A 23,217-nucleotide genomic window follows, 5' to 3' on the forward strand; every position below is an offset into this window, starting at 1 on the left:
GACTCGTCCGGGGGCTTCGTTGGCTGGCTACGTGTCAGGGCAGCAGGACGGTGGAGCCGGTGGTGCGCCGTGCCGACAATTCGGTTTGCGCCTTCGCCGCATCAGCCAGTGGGTAACGCTGGCTGATGTCCACCTTCAACTTGCCGCTGATGATCATCTCGAACAATTCATCGGCCATCCGCTGCAGATTCTCGGCATTGTTGGCATAAGTCGCCAGGGTCGGCCGGGTCACGTAGAGCGAACCCTTGGCGGCCAGAATACCCAGGTTCACGCCGTCCACCGCACCGGAGGCATTGCCGAAGCTCACCACCAGGCCGCGCGGCGAAACGCTGTCGAGGGAAGTCAGCCAAGTGTCCTTGCCAACACCGTCATAGACCACCGGGACTTTCTTGCCATCGGTCAATTCCAGCACGCGCTGCGCAACGTTTTCGTGGCTGTAATCGATCGTCGCCCACGCCCCGTTGGCCTTGGCCAGTTCGGCTTTCTCTTTGGAACTTACGGTGCCGATCAGCTTCACGCCCAGTGCCTTGGCCCATTGGCAGGCCAGTGAACCGACACCCCCGGCAGCGGCATGGAACAGAATGGTTTCGCCACCCTTGAGCTCATAGGTCTGGCGCAGCAGATATTGCACGGTCAGGCCTTTGAGCATGACCCCGGCAGCCGTTTCGAAACTGATTTCGTCGGGCAGGTGCACCAGATTGTCTTGGGGCAAAACATGCAACTCGCTGTAAGCGCCCAATGGGCCGCTGCCATAGGCGACGCGATCACCGACTTTGAACCGGGTGACGTCGCTGCCCACGGCATCGACGAGGCCCGCACCTTCAGCACCCAGGCCGGACGGCAAGGCTGGCGGCGCGTAAAGGCCGCTGCGGTAATAGGTATCAATGAAGTTCAGGCCGATGGCCTTGTTGGCCACACGCACCTGATTCGGGCCGGGGGTAGCGGGTTCGTAGTCAACATATTCGAGCACTTCGGGGCCGCCGTGGGCGCGGAACTGGATACGCTTTGCCATCTGCCTGCTCTCCTTGGGTCTTTCGTGAGCCCCCTATCCAACTCCCATGCTTGATCTTCGTCAACTGCGGCGCGTTAGTCTGCGGTGGTATGCTACGCGCCCATTTGCGTCGCCCGCCCGCGGGGCGCCGCCCGATTCAAGGTGAAGCCATGACGACCCGCACCGACGCCGTAAAGGCCTATCTGCTCGACCTGCAAGACCGCATCTGCGCCGCACTCGAACTCGAAGACGGCGGCACGCGCTTCGTCGAAGACGCCTGGACCCGGCCCGCTGGCGGTGGCGGTCGCACCCGCGTGATCGAGAACGGCACGCTGATCGAAAAGGGCGGCGTCAACTTCTCCCACGTCTTCGGCAGCGGTCTGCCACCGTCCGCGAGCGCCCATCGCCCGGAATTGGCCGGTCGCGGTTTTGAAGCCCTCGGCGTGTCGCTGGTGATTCACCCACACAACCCGCATGTGCCGACGTCCCACGCCAACGTGCGCTTTTTCATCGCCGAGAAGGAAGGTGAAGAGCCGGTCTGGTGGTTCGGCGGCGGCTTCGACCTGACCCCGTATTACGGCAACGAAGCAGACTGCATCCACTGGCACCGCGTCGCCGAACAGGCCTGCGCGCCGTTCGGCGCGGACGTCTACCCGCGCTACAAAGCCTGGTGCGACACCTACTTCCACATCAAGCATCGCCACGAACCGCGCGGCATCGGCGGTCTGTTTTTCGATGACCTGAACGAGTGGGACTTCGATACCAGCTTCGCTTTCATGCGCGCCATCGGTGACGCCTACATCGACGCTTATCTGCCGATCGTGCAACGGCGCAAAAACGATGCGTTCAGCGCTCAACAGCGTGAATTCCAGGAATTTCGCCGTGGCCGCTACGTCGAATTCAACCTGGTCTACGACCGCGGCACGCTGTTTGGTCTGCAATCGGGCGGGCGTACCGAATCGATTCTGATGTCGCTGCCGCCGCAAGTGCGGTGGGGCTATGACTGGAAGGCTGAGCCGGGCAGCGAAGAAGCGCGCCTGACCGAATATTTCCTGCAAGATCGCGACTGGCTGGCCGAGGCCTGAGGATTGCTGATGGATCGTTACGTCGTTTTCGGTAACCCGATTGGCCACAGCAAATCGCCGATGATTCACAAGCTGTTCGCTGAACAGACCGGCCAGAGTCTCGACTACAGCACGCTGCTGGCGCCGCTCGACGACTTCTCCGCCTGCGCCACGGCGTTTTTCCAGGAAGGTCGCGGCGCCAACGTCACCGTGCCGTTCAAGGAAGATGCTTACCGTCTGGCCAACAGCCTGACGGCTCGCGCGCAACGGGCCGGCGCGGTGAACACCCTGAGCAAACTGGCCGACGGCTCGCTGCTCGGCGACAACACCGACGGCGCCGGACTGGTGCGTGATCTGACGGTGAATGCCGGGTTCAGCCTGACCGGCAAACGCATCCTGTTGCTGGGTGCTGGCGGTGCAGTGCGTGGGGCGCTGGAGCCGTTGCTGGCGGAGAAGCCGGCGTCGGTGATCATTGCCAATCGCACGGTGGACAAGGCTGAGCTGCTGGCCGAGTTGTTCTGCGATCTGGGGCCGGTGTCGGCCAGTGGTTTCGACTGGTTGCGCGAGCCGGTGGACGTGATCATCAATGCCACGTCGGCGAGCCTCACCGGTGATGTACCGCCGATTGCGCCTAGCTTGATCGAGCCGGGCAAGACCCTGTGCTACGACATGATGTACGGCAAAGAGCCGACGGCGTTTTGCCGCTGGGCCAGCGAGCAGGGTGCGGCGTTGGTGATGGATGGGTTGGGGATGTTGGCGGAGCAGGCCGCTGAGGCGTTCTTTTTGTGGCGGGGCGTCCGACCCGACACGGCGCCAGTGCTGGCCGAACTCCGCCGCCAACTGGCCCAGTAATCCTTGTAGGAGTGAGCCTGCTCGCGATAGCGGAGTATCAGTTGAAACATGTGTATCTGACACTCCGCTATCGCGAGCAGGCTCACTCCTACAGGGGTATGCTGTTATTGTTGGATCAATCCTCAAACCGGATCGGACATTTCTCCGGCCCTTCCAGCTTGCGCAACTCTTCCACCACCTGCGGCCGCGCCCCGCGCAGCGTCAAACTGCGATTCTGACTCAACAACCGCCGCGCCTCCTGATGCAGCATCTCCACCCCCGAATAGTCGATGAAGTTGATCTGCTGCGCCTCGATCACCACCCGCGCGCCGTGCATGCGTTGCAATCTCACCTGCAGATAATGGCTGGCGCCGAAAAAGATCGAGCCGCCGACGCGTAAAACATCGTCCTCACCGTCGCGCCAATGCTGCACACGCGGTTGCGAAGTGCGCTTGAGGTAGAAAAACAGTGAGGCCAGCACGCCGGCATAAATCGCCGTTTGCAGTTCCAGCAGCAAGGTCGCGAGGCACGTCAGGGCCATGACCACGAACTCGGCCCGACTGACTCGCAGCAATGAGCGAATGCCGCGATGATCGACCAGCCCCCAGGCGATCAACAGAATACTTCCGGCCATGGCGGGAATCGGAATATGCGAAATCAGCCCCGCGCCGAAAATCGCAAACAACGCCACCCAGATCGCCGAAAAGATCCCGGCCAGCGGCGAGCAGGCGCCCGCCTCGTAGCTCAAGCCCGAACGGGTAAACGATCCCGCCGACAACGACCCGGAAAAGAACGCGCCGACAATATTCGATAGACCCTGCGCGCGGACTTCCTGATTGGCATCAAGCAACTGTTGCGACCGCGCCGAAATCGAGCGGGCAATCGACAGGCTGGTGACCAGTCCGAGCATGCCCACCGCCACGGCGCTCGGTAGCAACCGCAGAATCAAATCCAGATCCAGCGGCAACCCACTGAACGGTGGCAACCGCCCAACGAATGCGCTGACCAAATGCACGTGGCCGAACATCGCCGGCCACAGCCATACCAGCAGGCTGGCCAATACGAGGGTTATCAACAGCGTCGGCCAGCGCGGCAGCAATTGTTTCAACACCACACCGACGACCACTGTCGCCACACCGAGCAGCAGCGACGGTTTATCCACAGACCGGAAGTGTTGCAGCAGATCCATCAGACTCGCTAGCGCCGTAGCCTGCGCCGGCAGTTCCAGCCCCAGCAGGTTCGGCAATTGCCCGATGGCAATCACCACCGCCGCGCCGAGGGTGAACCCCAGCACCACCGAGTGCGAGACGAAATTCACCAGCGCGCCGAAGCGCAGCAAACCGAGCAACCACTGGAAAACTCCGGCGAGGAAAGTCAGCAGCAGGATCAGGGTGATGTAGTCCTGCGACGCCGGCACCGCTAAAGGGCTGACGCTGGCGTACAGCACAATCGAAATCGCTGCGGTCGGACCACAGATCAAATGCCACGATGAGCCCCACAGACAAGCGATCAACACCGGGATGATCGCAGCGTAGAGACCGTATTCAGGTGGCAGGCCGGCGATCAGCGCGTAGGCAATCGACTGGGGTAACGCGAGAATCGCACCGCTGAGGCCGACGATCAGATCCCGTCCGACGCTGGCGCGGGTCTGTCGCGGTAGCCAGGTGAGGAAGGGGAAGAGAGAGTGGCGGCTGGGGAAGGCCATGGGGCCTCGCGGGTGGGGGTTTGTTCAAGGTTATCAGGGTGACAGGGAAAGGGCCCTCACCCTAGCCCTCCCGAAACGTCGGACCGCCCGGAGGGAGAGGGGACTGACCGAGGTGTTTGGTGGAGATGCACCGACCTGCAATTTCGGAGTTGAGCGTAAGTTTAGAATCCAACAACGATCGGCTCCCTTTCCCCTCGCCCCCTCTGGGGGAGAGGGCTGGGGTGAGGGGGAATAAATCTCAAGCCGTGAACAATTCCAGCAACTCCACGATCAAAGCTTCGCCTTGACCGCCGCCAACGCATCCTTCCCGTCAGCCGTCTTCACCCCGTCCAGCCACTTGTCCAACACCGCCGGATTCGCCTTGATCCACGCCTTCGCCGCCTCGGCATTGCTGACTTTCTTGTTCACCACCTCAGCCATGATGCTGTTCTCCATTTCCTGAGTGAACGACAGATTGGTCAGCAATTTACCCACATTCGGACACGCCTCGGCGTAGCCCTTGCGCGTCAACGTAAACACGCTGCCGGTGTCGCCAAAGTACTTCTCGCCACCCTTGAGGTAATGCATTTTCAACTGCACGTTCATCGGGTGCGGGGTCCAGCCGAGGAAGGTGACGAATTTCTGCTTCTTCACCGCTCGCGACACTTCCGCCAGCATCGCCTGTTCACTGGATTCGATGAGCTTCCACTGACCCATGTCGAAGTCATTCTTCTTGATTATTTCCTGCAGCGAGATATTCGCCGGCGCGCCCGAACCGATGCCGTAAATTTTGCGCTCGAACTTGTCCGCGTATTTGTTCAGGTCGGCAAAGTTATGCACACCCGCATCCCACACGTAGTCCGGCACGGCGAGGGTGAACTCGGTGCCGTCGAGGTTCTTCGCCAATTGCGTGACGTCACCGGTGGCGACGAACTTGTCGTAGAAACCCTGCTGCGCCGGCATCCAGTTGCCGAGGAACACATCCACCTGGCCATCCTTCAACCCGCCAAAGGTGATTGGCACCGCGAGGGTGTCGACTTTGGCCTTGTAGCCCATGCCGTCCAGCAGAAACCCGGTGATCGCGTTGGTCGCGGCAATGTCGCTCCAACCCGGATCGGCCATTTTCACCGTGTCGCAGCTCTGCTCGGCGAATGCCGAGGCGCTGCTCAGGGCGAGCAGGCCAACCGTCACTACTGTGGATAACTTACGCATGGACTTCCCCTTAACATTATTGGTTTTGGCAGGGTTGTGGATAACGTGCTTTGCGTTCCAGATCATCGAGGTCGATGTGGTTGCGCATGTATTGCTGACTGGCGTCCACCAGCGGCTGGTGATCCCAGCTCTTCAGCTTGCCGATGGTTAACGCGTCGGCAACAAATCGGCGGCGGCGCTGGCTGGCCAGCACTTCCCGGTGGATCGCCGGAATGTCCCACTTGGCCCGCGCTTCGGCGAGAAAATCGTCGAACAGCTGGCGATGTTGTGGCGATTGGCTGAGTTCTTCCAGTTCGCGCGGGTCGTTGCTTACATCGAAGAGTAGGCAAGGGTCGCTTTCACTGTAGATAAATTTGTAGGCGCCGCGACGGATCATCATCAACGGGCTGATTGTGCCTTCGGCCATGTATTCGCCAAACACTTCGTCATGACCGCCCTGCCCTTGCAAGTGCGAGACCAAGGAGCGGCCATCCAGCGGCAGACCCGGTTCAAGCGTGCCGCCCGCCAGTTCAACGAAGGTCGGCAGCAGGTCTGCAGTCGACACGGCAGCGCTGACCCGGCCTGCCTCGAACTGGCCCGGCGCACTGATCAACAGCGGCACGCGGGCGGCCATTTCGTACCAGTGCATTTTGTACCAGAGGCCTTTCTCGCCAAGCATGTCGCCGTGGTCCCCGGAGAACACAATGATGGTGTCCTCGATCAGCCCGGTTTCTTCGAGGGTTTGCAGAAGTTTGCCGACATTGGCGTCGATATAGCTGCACGCCCCGAAGTACGCCCGACGCGCATCGCGAATCTTATCCACAGGCAGCGGCTTATCCCACAGGTCATAAACCTTGAGCAGACGTTGTGAGTGCGGATCGAGTTCGTGTTGATCCGGGGTTGGAGGCAACGGGATATCGGCATCGTCGTACAAATCCCAGAATGCTTTGGGAATGGTGTACGGGTCGTGCGGGTGAGTCATCGACACGGTCAGGCAGAACGGCTGATCGCCATCCTCGCGGATGTGATCGAACAAGTATTGCTGGGCCTTGAACACCACTTCTTCATCGAAATCGAGTTGGTTGGTGCGCACGCATGGCCCGGCCTGCAATACCGACGACATGTTGTGATACCAGCTCGGCCTTACGTCCGGTTCATCCCAGTTCACTGCCCAGCCGTAATCGGCCGGATAGATGTCGCTGGTCAGGCGTTCTTCGTAGCCGTGCAACTGATCGGGGCCGCAGAAATGCATCTTGCCCGACAGTGCGGTGCGGTAGCCGAGACGGCGCAGGTAATGGGCGTAGGTCGGCACATCGGCAGGGAAATCGGCAGCGTTGTCATAGGCGCCGATCTTGCTCGGCAACTGGCCGCTGACGAGAGTAAACCGCGACGGCGCGCACAAAGGGCTGTTGCAATAAGCGGCATCGAACACCACGCCTTGGGCGGCGAGGCGGGAAAGATTCGGTAGTTTGATCGGCGAAGGGCCGTAGAACGGCAACATTGGCGCGGCCATCTGATCGGCCATGATGAAAAGAATATTCTTGCGCTTCATGTGATCGCGGCATTCCATAGTGAATATTTATGCGACATTGCTGCGATCGAGCATGGAGTCCATGCTGTATCGGGTAAAGCCCGCGCCGGGCAATGACTAGGATAAGCACCGCTTATGTATGAAGCCTTGGGTGATCTGTCCCTCGACCTGTTACGTGCTTTCGAGGCGGCGGCGCGACATCGCAGTTTTACCGCCGCGTCGGTTGAACTCGGCACCACCCAGCCGGCTATCAGTCAACAGATCAAACGTTTGGAAGAACAACTGGGCACGCGCTTGTTTGATCGCATCTATCGCGGCATAGAACTGACCGAAGTCGGCGCGATCCTGTTCGAGCAGGTAGCCCTCGGTTTGCAGAATATCGACGCAGGATTGAGCGCGATCAGCGCTCAACAGCAACACGAGGTGCTGCAAGTCGCCACCGACTTTGCCTTCGCCGCGTATTGGCTGATGCCGCGCTTGCATCGCTTCCATGAGGCCAACCCCCACGTCGATGTCAGCCTTGTCACCAGTGAGCGAAATCACAATATGCTGCGCACGGATATCGACGTGGCGATCCTGTTTGGCGATGGACGTTTTAAACAGGGTGAAAGCCATTGGCTGTTCAGCGAAGAAGTGTTCCCGGTGTGCAGCCCGCAATTGCTCAAGGAGCGTCCGGCGCCCCTGCCCGCTCACGCGCTGCTGGATTTGCCGCTGTTGCATTTGCGCGGAGAAAACAGCAGCAACTGGTTCGACTGGAGCGGTCTGTTCCGCGAATTGGGCATCACCACGCCGCCAGCGCCGGGGCAATTGCGCTTCGACAATTACACGCTGTTGATTCAAGCGGCGATTGGCGGCCAAGGCGTGGCGATCGGTTGGCGGCACCTTGTGGATAACTTGCTGAGTCAGGGTTTGCTGTGTCGACCCATAGCCGAAACGACCCTGTCGCGCCTCGGTTATTACGTAGTGCTGCCGCAACGCAAACGCCGCGGTGCGTTGATTCAGCAGTTTGTCGATTGGTTGATGGCGGAACAGGCGAGCAGCGCGGAGTCCTTGAGTGGGCTGGCGCTGCCTTCGATTGCGGTTTGAGGATCAAAAGATCGCAGCCTGCGGCAGCTCCTACACCGATCTCATGTAGGAGCCGCCGCAGGCTGCGATCTTTTACGAATCTGAAGCCGCGACAAAATTCACATGCTGGCCCACATGCAGATTCAACCGCAGCTCATCGGCAATCCCCACCGCCACGCGATTCAATCGCTCCAGCGGTTCGGCCAGCCCCGGCTCCAGGTTGCCGCCGACCTGGCTGAAATGCTCAATTGTCAGCCCGGCCACGCCATGCGGCGCATTGACCAACGTCCACTGCAGCGGACTGCTTTGCAGTGCTTCGCGGATTTCCTCAGCGGCGTGACGTTGCAAGCGGTCATCCAGATCCGGCTCGTCGAGCACGGCAAAATCGCCCACCAGAAACAACCGCGACACATTGGCCAATTGCAGACCATCGACCAGCGCATCGACCGCCAGCACCTGTTCAACCGGGCCGAGCACGATGGAACGTTCGACGTGATCGCTGCTGAACGGCAACCCCGGCGCGTCCAGCAGGCAAATCACCGCCGAGCTTCCCGCTACGCTTTGATTGACCCGCTCGACATCGAACAGATCACCACTTTTAGTGCGCAGACCCGGACGCGGCGCGAGTGCGGTCAAATCGTCGAGAATGGCGATGACTTCATGCTGGCGGCGCAGCAACTCAGCCATCAACGCACCGCCCAGGCTACTCATGGCACCATAGAGCACCACTTTTACCGCCGGGGTTTCGGCATTTTTCATGACTGATCTCTTTTGTTATCCCTTGTATGGCGTGTGACATACGGGCAACGCCGAGGGTTCGAACCGATTTCCGAGGGTTTCAGATGCAAGCGATCAAGGGCTACCACGCCCACGTCTATTTCGACGCCAACTCCATCGATCAGGCGCGCGCGTTGTGTGAACAAGCCGCGCAGTTGTTCCCCTTGAAAATGGGCCGCGTCCACGAACGCCCGGTCGGCCCGCACCCGGACTGGAGCTGCCAATTGGCCTTCGGCCCTGAGCTGATCGGCGATGTGCTGCCGTGGCTGGCGCTCAATCGTCAAGGCCTGGTGGTGTTTCTGCACCCGGACACCGGTGACGATTTGCTCGACCACACCGAACATGCGATCTGGATGGGCGCGATGCGGCCGCTGAACTTGTCTGTTTTTTGATCAGAGCGTTTCTTCGGCTTCGCCCGGCAGATGCTCGTCCAGGTGCAGCCATGGCAACTGGCTGTCCGTCCAGATATGCCGTTCGGCGGTTGCCAGCTCAGGGTGATCAAGGGTGGCGATGGTCACGTCGATACTTTCGGGGCTGAGCAACGTGATCAGTGCCAGTTGCGCGCCGCAGTTCGGACAGAAGAACCGCGCGCAACTCTGCGACGAGTCATAACGCGACGGCGTCCCGGCCAACCATTGAAAGTTCGCTGCGGGAACGGTGATCCACGTCGTGACAATCCCGCCGCTGACCTTGCGGCAAATCGAGCAATGGCAGTGGGCGATGTCGTGCAACGGCCCGTTGAACTGATAACGAATGTGTCCGCAATGGCAGCCACCGCTGTGCAATTGGCTCATGTTCAAAGTCCTCCCGCCCGTAATCATTGACTCTAGTTCGCATCCGACGGCCGGTTGACCGTTCATTCAAAGCTTTCTCCAGCGAAAGGTAGCTGAAAGCTTCCGCGATTAGGATCGCCTCACTTCCGGCAACAGACCGGTTGGCCAATGCGTGTGATGCCTCGCACGAATGGCCCAATTAACAACAACAATGGTGATTCTGATGTCCTCTGTAGCCCGCCTCCTCGCTCTGACTCCGCCCGTACGCCTTGTGCTTCCCGTTCTGCGCTGATCCCGCCCGATCCGCTCACTCAACTAGCCGCGCTACGCCTGGAGTATTCCCATGCTGACTTTCCTTGGCTTCGCCATGGTCATCACGTTCATGTTCCTGATCATGACCAAGCGCCTGTCCGCGCTGATCGCGCTGATCATCATCCCGATCGTCTTCGCCCTGTTCGGTGGTTTCGCCCCGAAGATCGGCCCGATGATGCTCGAAGGCATCACCAAACTGGCGCCGACCGGCGTGATGCTGATGTTTGCCATTCTCTACTTCGCGTTGATGATCGACTCCGGCCTGTTCGACCCGGCCGTGCGCAAGATCCTCAAACTGGTCAAGGGCGACCCGCTGAAGGTGTCGGTCGGCACCGCCGTCCTGGCGCTCGTGGTTTCCCTCGACGGTGACGGCGCGACCACCTACATGATCTGCGTAGCGGCGATGCTGCCGTTGTACAGCCGCATCGGCATGAGCCCGCGGATCATGGCCGGCCTGATCATTCTCGCCGGCGGCGTGATGAACATGACCCCGTGGGGCGGCCCGACCGCCCGTGCCGCGAGTGCGCTGCATGTCGACCCGTCGGACATTTTCGTACCGATGATTCCGGCCATGGCTGCCGGTGTCGTGGCGATTCTGCTGATTGCCTACTTCTACGGCAAACGTGAGCGTGCGCGCCTCGGTGAGCTGCATCTGGTTGGCGATGATATCGATCACAGCGAAATCAGCGTCTCGCAATTCCCGGATGCCCGCCGTCCGAAGTTGATCTGGTTCAACGGCGCCCTGACCTTCGGCCTGATGTGCACCCTGATCGCCGGCCTGCTGCCGTTGCCGGTGCTGTTCATGGTCGCGTTCAGTATCGCCATGATCGTCAACTACCCTTGCCTGCAGATGCAGAAGGATCGCGTCGCGGCTCACGCCGGCAGCGTGCTGGCAGTGGTCGGGCTGATCTTTGCGGCGGGTATTTTCACCGGTATCCTGTCGGGCACCGGCATGGTCGATGCGATGTCGAAAAGCCTGTTGGCGGTGATTCCGGATTTCCTCGGCCCGTACCTGGCCGTGATCACGGCGCTGGTGAGCATGCCGTTCACCTTCTTCATGTCCAACGACGCGTTCTACTATGGCGTGTTGCCGGTGTTGGCCGAAGCCGCCAGCCACTATGGGATCACCGCAGTGGAAATGGCCCGTGCCTCGATCGTCGGTCAGCCCGTCCACTTGCTGAGCCCGTTGGTGCCATCTACCTACTTGTTGGTGGCCCTGGCCGGCATTGATTTCGGTGACCACCAGCGTTTCACCCTGAAATGGGCGATCCTGGTGTGCATCTGCATTCTGATTGCTGCACTGCTGTTGGGGACTTTCCCGGTGTTCAGCACTCTATAAGCCCAAGACTCACCGTTTCGGGTCCTGGCTTCGCGGTTTGAAGCCCGGACCTTTTTCGGTTTAACAATCGCTCAAAGGAATACACATGGAATGGCTGACCAACCCCGAAATCTGGGTTGCCTTCTTCACCCTGACCGCCCTGGAAATCGTCCTCGGCATCGATAACATCATCATGATTTCGATCCTGGTCAGCCGCATGCCTAAACACATGCAGCAGCGCACCCGGATCTTCGGTCTTGGCCTGGCCATGATCACCCGCATCCTGTTGCTGCTGTCGATCACCTGGGTCATGCGCCTCACCGCCGACCTGTTCGAAGTGTTCGGCCAAGGCATTTCCGGCCGCGACCTGATCCTGTTCTTCGGTGGTCTGTTCCTGCTGTGGAAGAGCTCACAAGAGATGTACCACGCGCTGGAAGGCGAAGACGAAAGCGACGACACGCCTGGCGGCAAGGGCGGCAACTTCCTCTACACCATCATTCAGATCGCGATCATCGACATCGTCTTCTCGCTGGATTCGGTGATCACCGCTGTCGGCATGGTTTCCCACGTGCCGGTGATGGTCGCGGCGATTGTCGTGGCCGTGCTGGTGATGATGCTGGCCTCGGGCAAGATCAGCGAGTTCATCGATAAGCACCCGTCGCTGAAGATGCTCGCGCTGTCGTTCCTGCTGGTGGTCGGTACCGTGCTGATTGCCGAGTCGTTCGACGTGCATGTGCCGAAAGGCTACGTCTACTTCGCCATGGCGTTCTCGCTGGCGGTTGAGGCGATCAACATCAAACTGCGCGGCGCAATGGCCAAGAAGAAACAGCAGCAAGACCCGGTGAAACTGCGCAAGGATATCCCGGGCCAATAATCCGGTAGGCCTGAATTACGCAACATCCCTTGTAGGAGTGAGCCTGCTCGCGATAGCGGTCTGTCAGTCAACATCAATGTTGAAGCTGACGGCCCTATCGCGAGCAGGCTCACTCCTACATTTGTTTCTGCGTTCAGGCAGGGGGAACGAGGTTGTCGAGCACCCGATTCACCGCCAACTCACCCAACATGATCACCTGCGCAATCCCCAGCAACGAACTGCGCTGCGGCCCGTCGATAAACCCCGCCAGATCACTGGCCATGATGCTCGCCGACGCCAGCGATTCGCAGGCATGCACCAACAGGGTTTCGTTATCCACGGCGGGATCGATGAGGAAGATGTTGCTGGGCCTGCGCGTTGCGGCGGGGTCTTGTTTGAGGCCGGGGCAGAGATAGAAATCGAGAGCGCGGTTGGCGGCTTCTTTCATGCGCTGTGCTTCGGTGATGGGGTCGTGCGGTGCTGGATCGGTGTCCGGGGGATCTGGTGTGATCTTTGTCATTGGCTCTAACCTCTTTGAAGAGTGAGGCTGCAACCAATCCGCTACTAAACAAAGTGGAGGCAGCTATGCGCAGGTTAGTAGACCGATGAGCCACGAAATCGGCGCACCCGAAGGCGCCCTGCGCACAGCCACCATAAAAGTGCAGGAGCGAAAGCCTGACTCATGGAGATTTGTGCGACGTGGTATCAGCGAGCTACTAAACCCGACCACTGATAAGCAGTGGCCAGCCAACGATAGAACCCCGCCCCAAGGCGCACAAGCCGGCGGATTCTGGCGTAGCCGTAGGCAACGGCGCAAGGTTTTGTAGCCTTTCTGACGTAACACCGCGTGTGCTTAAACACCCAGCAAAATCCGCGTTTAACACCCTCCACGACATCACCACAAAACCTGTGGGAGCTGGCTTGCCAGCGATAGCGGCGTGTCAGGCAACATCAATGTCGGCAATGCCGCCCTCATCGCTGGCAAGCCAGCTCCCACAGGGTTTTCAGCCCCCACAGTGGCACATCGCAACCCTTTGAAACGGGATTCAAAGGTTGACGCCCCCCCGCTCCGCTCGTTAGCTTCCCCGCTCGCCTCAAACGACAAACAAGGAGTGTTCATGTCTGGAAAACCCGCCGCGCGCGTCACCGACCCGACCACCTGCCCCATTCCCGGTCACGGCACCAACCCGATTGCCAGCGGCTCCGGCGACGTCTTCTTCAACGGCCTCGCCGCCGCCCGCCTCGGCGACACCTGCACCTGCGGCCAAGCCCTCAATGGCGCGTTCTCCGCGACGGTGTTCATCAATGGCAAAAACGCCATGACCCTCGACAGCACCGCCAGCCATGGCGGCGTCGTGGTCGGCGGCTCCGGTGACGTCATCATCGGCAGCTCGCACACGCCTGCGCCGTTCATTCCGCCGCTGCCGATCGTTGGCCAGCCGCTGATTGAATTTAAAGCCGTCAGCGCCGGCAACGGCGAACCCATCGCCGCACAAGGCTACGAAATCGAAACCGCCGAAGGCCGCATCGTCAAAGGCCAGACCAACGAAAAAGGCATGACCCAAAGCGTCGCCACGCGCCAGCCGGACCTGGCCATCGTGCGCTGGACAGCCTGACTTTCAAGGAAGAACCATGACCGGACAATGCATCGCTCCAGACGACCTGGACATGAAAAAGCTCTGGGACAGCACCTGCGAGCTGCCCACCTGCAAACGCGAAACCAACACCGCCGGCCCCAACCCGAAAACCCGCGTCGAAGTCCCGCTACTGACCTGCAACTGCCTGTGGCGCCGCTTCCAGAAAGAAGCCGAAGACTGGGTCGCCCCCGGCGGCGTCCTCATCGCCGACCCCCAAGCCCGCAACCGCAAAATCAATGCCGCGTACGCGCAGCTGTGGCTGGCGGATAACCGCTTTCAGTGGGCGGGGCTGGCGGCGTTTGCTTCGAAGCAGGTGGGGTGTGGACTGTTACATGCTGCCAGTTTGCAAAAAGGCATTGCCGCTGAAAAAGAGGCTCATCGAAAGTTGCGTGAAGCGCCTGCGGAGACTCTTTATGAGGGGTTTGGATTCAAGTTCAGCCGCACCGACCCCAAGGTTCAGGCCGAAGTCGATAAGGCCACATCAGAGAATCCGGTTCCTACTACCGACATTACCTTGGGCGACAGCTCCAGATCGCTGGTTCAACAGCAACTGGACTACGTTTACGAGATGCTTGCGTTGGGCAACACGGCTTTATTTCTGGACGTTTATCCCTTGCACCGTTTTTTTATGGTGCGTGGATACAAGGAAATGGAGAAATGCCTGAGGAGCCGGCCAGAAATTGCCAACGATGTAATGTGGCCCATCGGTAAAACCGTTCGATTCGGCGTCGCTCACAAGGAGATCTTTGATACGTTTGAAGCCATTGATGCAGGAAACATCGCCGACAGCGTTAACTCCATGGCCGCTCATGAGCAAATCAATATTCTGCAACCTGCAATGTATGAAGACGTGCATTTCGCCTCTCTCATCCGTGGTACTCACGCTTCAGACATAGTTTCTGTCGTCACGGGACTGCTTTCAGGCGTACCAGAGGGGATACAACTCACTTTGGCGAGTCAGTGCAAAGCGCCCGACAGCCGAAGCGTCACATTTAGCAGCAATCCGTTAGCCAATTTGGCGGACAAGGATCAAAGGATGAAATTCGTTCTGCGTGCTGCCGCACAGTTCAATAATTTGTTGAAAAATCCGACAACAAAAAGTCAGTTGCAAAGCTCCATCAGTGATATCGCTAGTGGAAAGGGTGTGCACCAGTGACTCATTCGAATCAACGGCTTTTGATACTGTTTTTTTCCGTTCTTCTGGTCACAGGGGTCTTAATGTACTCCCGCTGGAGTCCCAAGACCCTATCCGTTCATATCGGAAAACCCTACGAACGGGTCATTAAGGATTCAACTTTCCCGGTCGAAGATAAAACGGCGATCTATCCTGGCGATCCTAATGACCCGAAGGATCCCGCGCGCCCAGGCTCTACATGGATTAGCAGCCCGACCATCATTGAGTTTGATGATCCTGTTAATGGCTTCAAACTTCCCCCGACTGTATTCGGCGCTGTGACGTATGCAAGCCAGAGAGTCTCGACACTGACGACCTCGCCGATGATAGAAACTTTGCCGTTCGCAGAAGCTCTGGATCGATTAGTTGTTACTCAGAGCAACCTCAAATCGCGAGGATGGAAGCTTGAGCCTTTGGAAAAAAACGACTGGTTCAATCTTGACTCCATTCCGGAACGTGAGCGGCTACGGGCGAAACTCTTTGATCAAGCTGTTGGCATTGATTTGTACGTACCGGGAAAGTACAGCTTGCTGCTCTTGATCAAGTGCTACGCAAGCTGTGACAAGCAAGATCCGACGACTGCGAAATATCTGATTGATATCAGTGTGGGTCGGGATCGAAGCGGAGCATGAGTAATCGGTACAAGTGGCGCAGTCGATACTGGCGCAGAGCAGCGTTTTTCATGCTGTATGTATGCCTGACGTCTTTCCACTATCCGCTGGATTTTCTGGTCGTTCGCATCGGCAAGCCCTATGCCGAAGTCGTCAAAGACTCCAGTTTTCCTGTTGAGCGGAAAACAGCCGTGTACCCAAGTGACCCGCCCAAGGTCGACTCGACCTGGATTGGCAGCCCGGTCGTGATCACTTTTGATGACCCTGAACATGGCTTCACTTTGCCCAAAACCATCTACGGGGCGGTGGGCTACACCAAAGAGAAAGTAGACGGCATAACAACGTCTCCAATGGTTGAAACACTTCCCTTCGACCAGACGGTGAAACTTTTGAGTGAGCTGCAAGCGAGGTTCAGGGACGCCAAATGGATTCCTGAACCCGTTGAGGGAAATGATTGGATCAAAGTGCAAAGCGATGATGAAAAGCGACAGCTACAAGCGAAGCTTTTTGATCAGGCGGATGGGGTCATTCTGCTGGTTCCGCACAAATACAGCCTGTTGATGCACATCAAGTGCTATGCGCGTTGTGATGAGCGGAATGTGGAAACGGCCAAGTATCTGATCGACATCGGGCTCAGTAAAGACCATTTCAGTGATTGATTCAGCCACACCCGCAAACCCTGTGGGAGCTGGCTTGCCAGCGATGGCGGCGTGTCAGGCAGCATCAATGTCGGCAGTGCCGCCCTCATCGCTGGCAAGCCAGCTCCAACAGGGATTTGTGGTGATTGTGGAAGGGGGTGGATGAAGTGCTTTTCATGACACTTTTGTTTCAATCCACACTTTAGCTGTGCAATGCTGGCGCCCAGTCCGTTAGCCAACTACAGCTTAAGTATCAAAAACGTAGAAACCGCGCGGTACCGTCCACTTGCCCCTCTGGGGCGCTGCTATTACAGGGGGTTTGCATGCTCACCCTGCTCAATCTGCTTTCCGCCGTGGCCTTGCTGATCTGGGGCACGCACATCGTTCGAACCGGCATCCTGCGGGTTTACGGCACCAATCTGCGCCATGTGATCGGCCAGAACATGTCCAAGCGCTGGCTCGCGTTCGTTGCCGGCATCGTCGTCACCGCGATGGTGCAGAGCAGCAACGCCACGGCCATGCTTGTCACTTCCTTCGTCGGCCAGGGCCTGATGGCGCTGACCCCGGCGCTGGCGACCATGCTCGGCGCCGACGTTGGTACCGCGCTGATGGCGCGGGTGCTGACGTTTGACTTGTCGTGGCTGTCGCCGCTACTGATTTTCCTTGGGGTGATTTTCTTTCTGTCGCGCAAACAGACGCGGCTCGGGCAGATGGGCCGGGTCTCCATCGGGCTCGGGCTGATCATTCTCGCGCTGCAATTGATCGTCGAGGCCGCTGCGCCGATCACCCACGCACAAGGGGTGAAGGTGATTTTCGCCTCGCTGACCGGCGACATCCTCCTCGATGCCTTGGTCGGCGCGTTGTTCGCGATGATTTCCTACTCCAGCCTCGCCGCCGTGCTGCTCACCGCGACCCTCGCCGGCGCCAGTGTGATCAGCCTGCCGGTGGCGATCGGTCTGGTGATTGGCGCCAACATCGGCAGCGGCATTCTTGCGTTCATGAGTACCAGCATGCAGAACGCTGCCGGCCGGCAAGTGGCGCTGGGCAGTCTGTTGTACAAACTGATCGGCCTGCTGCTGATCATTCCGGTGCTCGACCCGCTGGTGCACTGGATCGACAGCCTCGATTTCAGCCCGCAGGAAATGGTCATCGGCTTCCACCTGCTCTACAACACTGCACGCTGCCTGATTCTGCTGCCAAGCGTTGGGCCGATGGCGCGGCTGTGTGCGTGGCTGCTGCCGGAGCGCCCGGAGGCCAATGGCACCGCCAAGCCACGGCATCTCGACGCCACCGCGCTGGTCACGCCGAGTCTGGCACTGGCCAACGCCGCACGGGAAACCCTGCGCATGGGCGATCTGCTGGAAAACATGCTCGACGCGACCCTCGATGTGTTGCGTGGCAAGCAGACCGCCGTCACTCAGGAAATACGTCGGCTGACCGACGACGTCGAAGCGCTGTATAGCGCGATCAAACTGTATCTTGCGCAGATGCCCCGCGAGGATCTCGGCGAGCAGGACAGTCGGCGCTGGGCCGAGATCATCGAGCTGGCGATCAACCTCAAATTGGCCGCAGACCTGATCGAACGCATGCTGCGCAAGATCCAGCAGCAGAAAACCTCGCAGCGCCGCTCGTTTTCCGAGGAAGGCCTGGAGGATCTGGCCGGACTGCAGCAGCAATTGATTTCCAATCTGCGTTTAGGTCTATCCGTATTCCTGAGCGGCGACCGGGAAAGCGCTCGGCAGTTGCTGCGTGAGAAACGCCGTTTTCGCGCACAGGAGCGGCGTCTGGCCCATGCGCATGTCAGCCGTTTGCAACGCAAGATCGTGCAGAGTATCGAGACCAGTTCGCTGCATCTGGAGTTGATTGCCGACATGAAGCGGCTCAATTCGCTGTTTTGCGGCAGTGCCTATGTGGTGCTGGAAACGGCGGACACCGGCGCGCTGCCGGCGGACGATATTGCCGACATTACGCATTCGCCTTGAACGTTTTACGGCTGGGTTTAGTCAGTTACTTTGATTCAGCCTTCAGGCCGCTATCGCGAGCAGGCTCACTCCTACAGGGGGACGCATTCCAAATGTAGGAGTGAGCCTGCTCGCGATGGGGCCCTGACTGACGACACGGATCTCCAAATCAGCCGTATGGAAGCCTGTTATGCGTTGCCTGTTGTTCGCCTGTCTGTTGCTCGGTTCCCTGCCCGCCTTTGCCCTGGATCGCTTTCAGGTCGAAGGCTATGCGCTGCCCAACGGTTTGCAGTTGCTGCTCAAACCCGGCACCGAGCGTGGGCATGTGGCGATCCGCTTGGTGGTCGGCGTTGGCCTCGACGATTTCGATTGCGATGACAAAGAGCTGCCGCACCTGCTCGAACATCTGCTGTTCAGCGGCATCGACGCCACTGGCGAAGGCGGTTTAGAGGAACGCATGCAAGCGTTGGGCGGCGACTGGAATGCCTTTACCAGTAACGCCGATACCACCTTCGTCATCGAAGCCCCGGCGAAAAACCAGCGCAAGGTCCTCGACCTGCTCCTCGATCTGCTTACGCAAACACGCATCGACGACAACGCGATCAACGCCGCCAAACGTGTAGTCGAGCGTGAGGACGGCGGCCATTACACGCGTCTGCAGCGCTTTCTTGACCGCCAGGATCTCGGCCACACCGCGAGCAATCAGCTCGCCGTCGAACTTGGCTTGAAATGTCCGCAACGCGCCGAGGTCGGCCACCTGACCCAGGAGCAACTGGAGAAGGTGCGCAAGGCCTGGTACGCGCCGAACAACATGACCCTGATCGTCGTCGGTGAGCTCGACAAACTGCTGCCGGCCTATCTGGAACGCACCTGGGGCGCCCTCGAAGCGGTCGACCCGAGCGAACATCGGCCACTGCCGGACATCCGCACCAGCGCCGCCCATGAACGCACCCTCACCCGTGGTTTCATCGGCGACAGCGCCAAGCTGCACTGGCTGGTGCCGGAACCGGTGATCGATGATCAATACGACCAGACCTTCGACATCCTCAAGGATTACCTCGACTGGGCGCTGTATCGACAGATTCGCCTCAATCACGGTTTGTCCTACGGGCCCTGGGCCGAGCGCGAAGTGTTTGGCGGCGTCGGCTTCATGAGTCTGAACGCCGATCTGGATCGCGATGACGTCGACGAGGCGATCCAGGTGCTGGAAGACCTCAAGGCCGATCTGCTGAAAAACGGCCTCGATCCGGACACCTTTGCGCGGATCAAACAGGCTTCCATCGCCCATCAGGCCTGGGCGGTCCAGGGCAACAGCGCGCTGGCGGATTATTACTGGAGCGCCCTCGGTGATTACCAGGACGGCCGTTTTGCCAACCCGGCGCGTGAGCTGCAAGGAGTGACCCTGGAAGCAGCGAACAAGGCCATGCGCGAGTTGCTGTTGCAGCCGGGGTATTTGCGGATCGAGAAGCCGTTGATCAGTGATGATCAGGTGTTGTGGTTGAGCGCGGGGGGTATCGGTGTGTTGCTGCTCATCCTGATCGGCTGGCGCTTGCACCACCGCCGCCGGCCGGCCGAACACTAACCCTGTAGGAGTGAGCCTGCTCGCGATAGCGGTCCTTCAGTCACCATTTCTTCGGCTGATACACCGCTATCGCGAGCAGGCTCACTCCTACAAGGGAATGCGTTGGTTTTAAGTGACCGGCAGCCTCGCCACAGCGCCCGGCGGGCGCTACTCTGTCGAGGTTTTTTCCTATCCAGTTGTGAACCGCCCAAATGCCGAAAATACAGCTCCTGATCCAGCGCATTCTCGAACTGATGAAGCGCTATCCCGGGGTCATTGCGCTCGGCGGTTTCATCTCCGGGGTCGGCAGTTTCATCATGGTCGACCGTCAGCAAGGGCTGGCGAGCTGGATCACCGTGATCATGCTGCTCAGCTGGATCTGGCTGATGTTGGAAAACACCCTCACCGGCCTCTTCACCCGCGTGTTCAAACGCGAGATTCCCCAGCCGCTGCTGCGTTACGCGACGCAGATGATCCATCAGGAAAGCCTGTTTTTCGTTCTGCCGTTCTTCTTCATCACCACGACCTGGAACAGCGGTCAGTTGTTCTTCACCGGCCTGCTCAGCGTCGCGGCACTGATTTCCATCGTCGATCCGCTCTATTACAAATGGCTGGCGCCCCGGCGCTGGGCGTTTCTCGCGTTGCACACGCTGACCCTGTTCGCCGCCCTGCTTACCGCGTTGCCGGTGATCATGCACCTGACCACCGCGCAGAGCTTCAAGTGGGCGCTGGGCATTGCCGTGCTGTTGTCGTTCCCGAGTCTGGCGTCGATCTTCCCGATCCGCACGCTGCGCAACGCGCTGGCGATTCTGTGCATCACCGTCGGCATTGGTGGCGTCGGCTGGGCGCTGCGTTCGTGGGTGCCACCGGCGACGTTGTGGATGACCGACGTCGCAATCAGCACGCAAATGCAGGATCGCACGCCCGGCGCCAGTCTCGACACGGTCAGCGCCGAGCAGATTCGTGGCGATGGCCTCTACGCCTACACCGCGATCAACGCGCCACGCGGGCTCGATGAGCGGATTTATCACGTTTGGCAGTTCAACGGCAAAGAGGTCGACCGCATTCCGCTCGATATCCACGGCGGGCGCAAGGAAGGCTACCGGGCGTGGACGCACAAGCAGAATTTCCCCGGCAACCCGGCGGGTAAATGGCAGGTACGAGTGCTGACCGAGGATGGCCAGGTGATCGGCGTGCTGCGCTTCGAAATCACCGACAGCACAGCGATCAAAGAAAAGTAGTCCGGTTCGTGCTATTACGTTAGTTCGCATAAAGGCCGAACAAGCACGGAGCTTATGACCAGCAGCTCGATCAGCGGTAATGCCCAACTGGACACGACGATCAGCCCTGCCCGCTTGCGGGTCACGGGGGACTGGACGCTTGCCCATTACGCCGAGCTCAAGACCCTGAGCGAGAAGCTTCGCGGCCAGTACGACACCAATACTCAAATTGACCTCAACAGCCTCGGCGCCCTCGACACTGCTGGCGCGTCGTTGCTGGTCGAACTGCTCGGCTCCGAACGTCTCGGTAAATCTGCCGAGCATCCTGATTGCACGATTTCCACCGCCGACCGTGCGCTGCTGCAAACCGTGTACTGCTCGATGAGCGATTTCTGCGTGCCGATCAAGGAGCCGGAAATCAGCGTCAGCGTGCAGTTGCTCACGCGCATCGGTCGCGCCGTCGATACCATCTGGCAAGACACCCTGCAGTTGCTCGGCTTCGTCGGCCTGATTCTGGAAACCATCGCTCGCAACCTGTTCCGGCCCAAGCGCTGGCGCATCACGCCGATGATCGCGCACATCGAACAGACCGGCCTCGACGCCGCCCCCATCGTGGCGTTACTGACCTTTCTGGTGGGCGCGGTGGTGGCGTTTCTCGGCGCGACGGTGCTGGCCAGTTTCGGCGCGACGATTTTTACCGTGGACCTGGTGGGCTTCTCGTTCCTGCGCGAATTCGGCGTGCTGCTCACGGCGATCCTGATGGCCGGGCGCACCGCCAGTGCCTTCACCGCGCAGATCGGTTCGATGAAGGCCAACGAAGAAATCGACGCGATCCGCACCCTCGGCCTCGACCCGATGGAGTTGCTGGTGGTGCCGCGTGTGCTGGCGATGCTGGTGGCGCTGCCGATGCTGACGTTTCTGGCGATGCTCTGCGGGATCATTGGTGGCGGCGTGGTTTGCGCGGTGTCGCTGGATATCTCGCCGGCGATGTTCCTGACGCTGTTGCAGTCGGACATCGGCGTGCAGCACTTTCTGGTCGGCTTGGTGAAGGCGCCGATCTTCGCCTTCATCATTGCCGCGATTGGTTGCCTGGAAGGCTTCAAGGTCAGCGGCAGTGCGGAGTCGGTCGGCGCCCACACCACGTCGGCCGTGGTGCAGTCGATTTTCGTGGTGATCGTGCTCGATGCGGTGGCCGCGCTGTTCTTCATGGAGATGGGCTGGTGAGTCGTCTACCCCGCGCGCCCTCGGAGGCGGTGATCGAGGTTCGTGGCCTGTGCAATCGCTTCGGCAGCCAGAGCGTGCACGAGAACCTCGATCTGGATTTGTACAAAGGCGAAATTCTCGCCGTGGTCGGTGGTTCCGGCAGCGGCAAATCGGTGCTGCTGCGCAGCATTGTCGGTTTGCGCCGGCCCAGCGAAGGTATGGTCAAAGTGTTCGGCAAAAACCTGCCGAGCCTGTCCGAGCATGAGCGCTCGCTGGTCGAACGCCGCTTTGGCGTGCTGTTCCAGAAAGGCGCACTGTTCTCGTCGCTGACGGTGACCGAGAACGTCGCCCTGCCCCTCATCGAACACGCCGGCCTCAGCCGCAACGACGCCGAACACTTGGCCGCGGTGAAGCTGGCGCTGGCCGGGCTGCCGTTGTCAGCGGCGGACAAATACCCGGCGTCGCTGTCCGGCGGCATGATCAAGCGCGCCGCGCTGGCCCGGGCCCTGGCGCTGGATCCGGACATTCTGTTCCTTGACGAACCCACCGCCGGCCTCGATCCGATTGGCGCGGCGCAGTTCGATCAATTGATCCTGACCCTGCGCGATGCCCTCGGCCTCAGTGTGTTTCTGGTGACCCACGACCTCGACACGCTCTACACCATCACCGACCGTGTGGCGGTGCTGGCGCAGAAGAAAGTGCTGGTCGCCGGTCCCATCGACGTCGTCTCGGAAACCGACGACGCGTGGATCCACGAATACTTCCACGGCCCGCGCGGCCGCTCGGCGCTGGACGCCGCCAAATTGCTCAACGAGGTCTGAC

Annotated in this window: 22 protein-coding genes; 15 read left to right on the plus strand and 7 right to left on the minus strand. The window is 59.7% G+C overall.

The genetic code is table 11. The features are described 5' to 3' along the window. Positions 1-34: 34 nt before the first annotated feature. The gene (locus AK821_RS11265; RefSeq protein ID WP_064389699.1) at positions 35-1,012 is read right to left on the minus strand and encodes an NADPH:quinone reductase; all 978 of its coding nucleotides are present in this window, start codon (positions 1,010-1,012) and stop codon (positions 35-37) included. A gap of 149 nt (positions 1,013-1,161) precedes the next feature. Between AK821_RS11265 and hemF the strand changes: the two genes are divergently transcribed. Continuing rightward, complete coding sequence (gene hemF, locus AK821_RS11270; RefSeq protein WP_064389700.1) at positions 1,162-2,076, plus strand: oxygen-dependent coproporphyrinogen oxidase; 915 nt, start codon at positions 1,162-1,164, stop codon at positions 2,074-2,076. A gap of 9 nt (positions 2,077-2,085) precedes the next feature. Then, positions 2,086-2,907 (plus strand): shikimate dehydrogenase, encoded by an 822-nt coding sequence (aroE, locus tag AK821_RS11275; protein ID WP_064389701.1) that lies wholly within the window; start codon positions 2,086-2,088, stop codon positions 2,905-2,907. Between the two features lie 115 nt (positions 2,908-3,022). Here aroE and AK821_RS11280 read toward each other — a convergent pair whose 3' ends face one another. The 3 genes from AK821_RS11280 to betC form a co-directional block, all read right to left on the minus strand. Next, positions 3,023-4,591, minus strand: a complete 1,569-nt coding sequence (locus tag AK821_RS11280; protein WP_064389702.1) for a SulP family inorganic anion transporter — start codon at positions 4,589-4,591, stop codon at positions 3,023-3,025. A gap of 270 nt (positions 4,592-4,861) precedes the next feature. Beyond that, the gene (gene choX / locus AK821_RS11285) at positions 4,862-5,782 is read right to left on the minus strand and encodes a choline ABC transporter substrate-binding protein (protein ID WP_064389703.1); all 921 of its coding nucleotides are present in this window, start codon (positions 5,780-5,782) and stop codon (positions 4,862-4,864) included. Between the two features lie 16 nt (positions 5,783-5,798). Next, on the minus strand, positions 5,799-7,313 hold the full coding sequence (gene betC, locus AK821_RS11290; protein ID WP_064389704.1) for a choline-sulfatase: 1,515 nt from the start codon (positions 7,311-7,313) through the stop codon (positions 5,799-5,801). A gap of 114 nt (positions 7,314-7,427) precedes the next feature. Here betC and AK821_RS11295 point away from each other — a divergent pair, with 114 nt between their 5' ends. Then, on the plus strand, positions 7,428-8,378 hold the full coding sequence (locus AK821_RS11295; protein ID WP_064389705.1) for a choline sulfate utilization transcriptional regulator: 951 nt from the start codon (positions 7,428-7,430) through the stop codon (positions 8,376-8,378). 72 nt (positions 8,379-8,450) lie between these two features. Here AK821_RS11295 and AK821_RS11300 read toward each other — a convergent pair whose 3' ends face one another. Then, positions 8,451-9,116 carry an NAD(P)-dependent oxidoreductase gene (locus AK821_RS11300; protein WP_064389706.1) on the minus strand — a complete coding sequence of 222 codons (666 nt, stop codon included), beginning with the start codon at positions 9,114-9,116 and terminating at the stop codon, positions 8,451-8,453. Positions 9,117-9,199: 83 nt separating this feature from the next. Between AK821_RS11300 and AK821_RS11305 the strand changes: the two genes are divergently transcribed. Beyond that, entirely contained in the window at positions 9,200-9,526 is a 327-nt protein-coding gene (locus tag AK821_RS11305) for a DOPA 4,5-dioxygenase family protein (protein ID WP_064389707.1), read from the plus strand. Here the strand turns inward: AK821_RS11305 and AK821_RS11310 are convergent, their stop codons facing one another. After that, entirely contained in the window at positions 9,527-9,928 is a 402-nt protein-coding gene (locus AK821_RS11310; RefSeq protein WP_064389708.1) for a GFA family protein, read from the minus strand. A 322-nt stretch (positions 9,929-10,250) separates the two neighbouring features. Between AK821_RS11310 and AK821_RS11315 the strand changes: the two genes are divergently transcribed. Both AK821_RS11315 and AK821_RS11320 read left to right on the plus strand, forming a co-directional pair. Further along, positions 10,251-11,558, plus strand: coding sequence for a CitMHS family transporter (locus AK821_RS11315; protein ID WP_064389709.1), 1,308 nt, complete (start codon positions 10,251-10,253; stop codon positions 11,556-11,558). 85 nt (positions 11,559-11,643) lie between these two features. Further along, the gene (locus AK821_RS11320; RefSeq protein WP_034152222.1) at positions 11,644-12,411 is read left to right on the plus strand and encodes a TerC family protein; all 768 of its coding nucleotides are present in this window, start codon (positions 11,644-11,646) and stop codon (positions 12,409-12,411) included. A 133-nt stretch (positions 12,412-12,544) separates the two neighbouring features. Here the strand turns inward: AK821_RS11320 and AK821_RS11325 are convergent, their stop codons facing one another. Next, positions 12,545-12,910, minus strand: coding sequence for a DUF6124 family protein (locus AK821_RS11325; RefSeq protein WP_064389710.1), 366 nt, complete (start codon positions 12,908-12,910; stop codon positions 12,545-12,547). Between the two features lie 598 nt (positions 12,911-13,508). On the opposite strand from AK821_RS11325, the gene AK821_RS11330 reads away from it, so the two are divergent. From AK821_RS11330 to AK821_RS11370, 9 genes are all read left to right on the plus strand, one after another. Continuing rightward, positions 13,509-14,006 (plus strand): PAAR domain-containing protein, encoded by a 498-nt coding sequence (locus tag AK821_RS11330; RefSeq protein WP_064389711.1) that lies wholly within the window; start codon positions 13,509-13,511, stop codon positions 14,004-14,006. Between the two features lie 16 nt (positions 14,007-14,022). Further along, complete coding sequence (locus AK821_RS11335) at positions 14,023-15,183, plus strand: DUF2515 family protein (RefSeq protein ID WP_064389712.1); 1,161 nt, start codon at positions 14,023-14,025, stop codon at positions 15,181-15,183. Positions 15,184-15,245: 62 nt separating this feature from the next. Then, positions 15,246-15,833 carry a hypothetical protein gene (locus tag AK821_RS11340; protein WP_064389785.1) on the plus strand — a complete coding sequence of 196 codons (588 nt, stop codon included), beginning with the start codon at positions 15,246-15,248 and terminating at the stop codon, positions 15,831-15,833. Further along, entirely contained in the window at positions 15,830-16,471 is a 642-nt protein-coding gene (locus AK821_RS11345) for a hypothetical protein (RefSeq protein WP_224790800.1), read from the plus strand. The genes AK821_RS11340 and AK821_RS11345 overlap by 4 nt, the downstream gene beginning before the upstream one ends. Before the next feature lie 302 nt (positions 16,472-16,773). Beyond that, positions 16,774-18,432, plus strand: a complete 1,659-nt coding sequence (locus tag AK821_RS11350) for a Na/Pi cotransporter family protein (protein WP_064389713.1) — start codon at positions 16,774-16,776, stop codon at positions 18,430-18,432. A gap of 169 nt (positions 18,433-18,601) precedes the next feature. Next, positions 18,602-19,993, plus strand: coding sequence for a M16 family metallopeptidase (locus tag AK821_RS11355; protein WP_064389714.1), 1,392 nt, complete (start codon positions 18,602-18,604; stop codon positions 19,991-19,993). Between the two features lie 191 nt (positions 19,994-20,184). Then, positions 20,185-21,213 (plus strand): DUF5924 family protein, encoded by a 1,029-nt coding sequence (locus tag AK821_RS11360; RefSeq protein WP_064389715.1) that lies wholly within the window; start codon positions 20,185-20,187, stop codon positions 21,211-21,213. A 54-nt stretch (positions 21,214-21,267) separates the two neighbouring features. After that, on the plus strand, positions 21,268-22,416 hold the full coding sequence (locus tag AK821_RS11365) for an ABC transporter permease (protein WP_064389716.1): 1,149 nt from the start codon (positions 21,268-21,270) through the stop codon (positions 22,414-22,416). Then, entirely contained in the window at positions 22,413-23,216 is an 804-nt protein-coding gene (locus tag AK821_RS11370) for an ABC transporter ATP-binding protein (RefSeq protein WP_007911797.1), read from the plus strand. Before AK821_RS11365 ends, AK821_RS11370 begins: the two co-directional genes overlap by 4 nt. The last annotated feature ends 1 nt before the right edge of the window (position 23,217 follow it).

The organism is Pseudomonas sp. RIT-PI-r (assembly GCF_001297015.1).
GTDB lineage: Bacteria > Pseudomonadota > Gammaproteobacteria > Pseudomonadales > Pseudomonadaceae > Aquipseudomonas.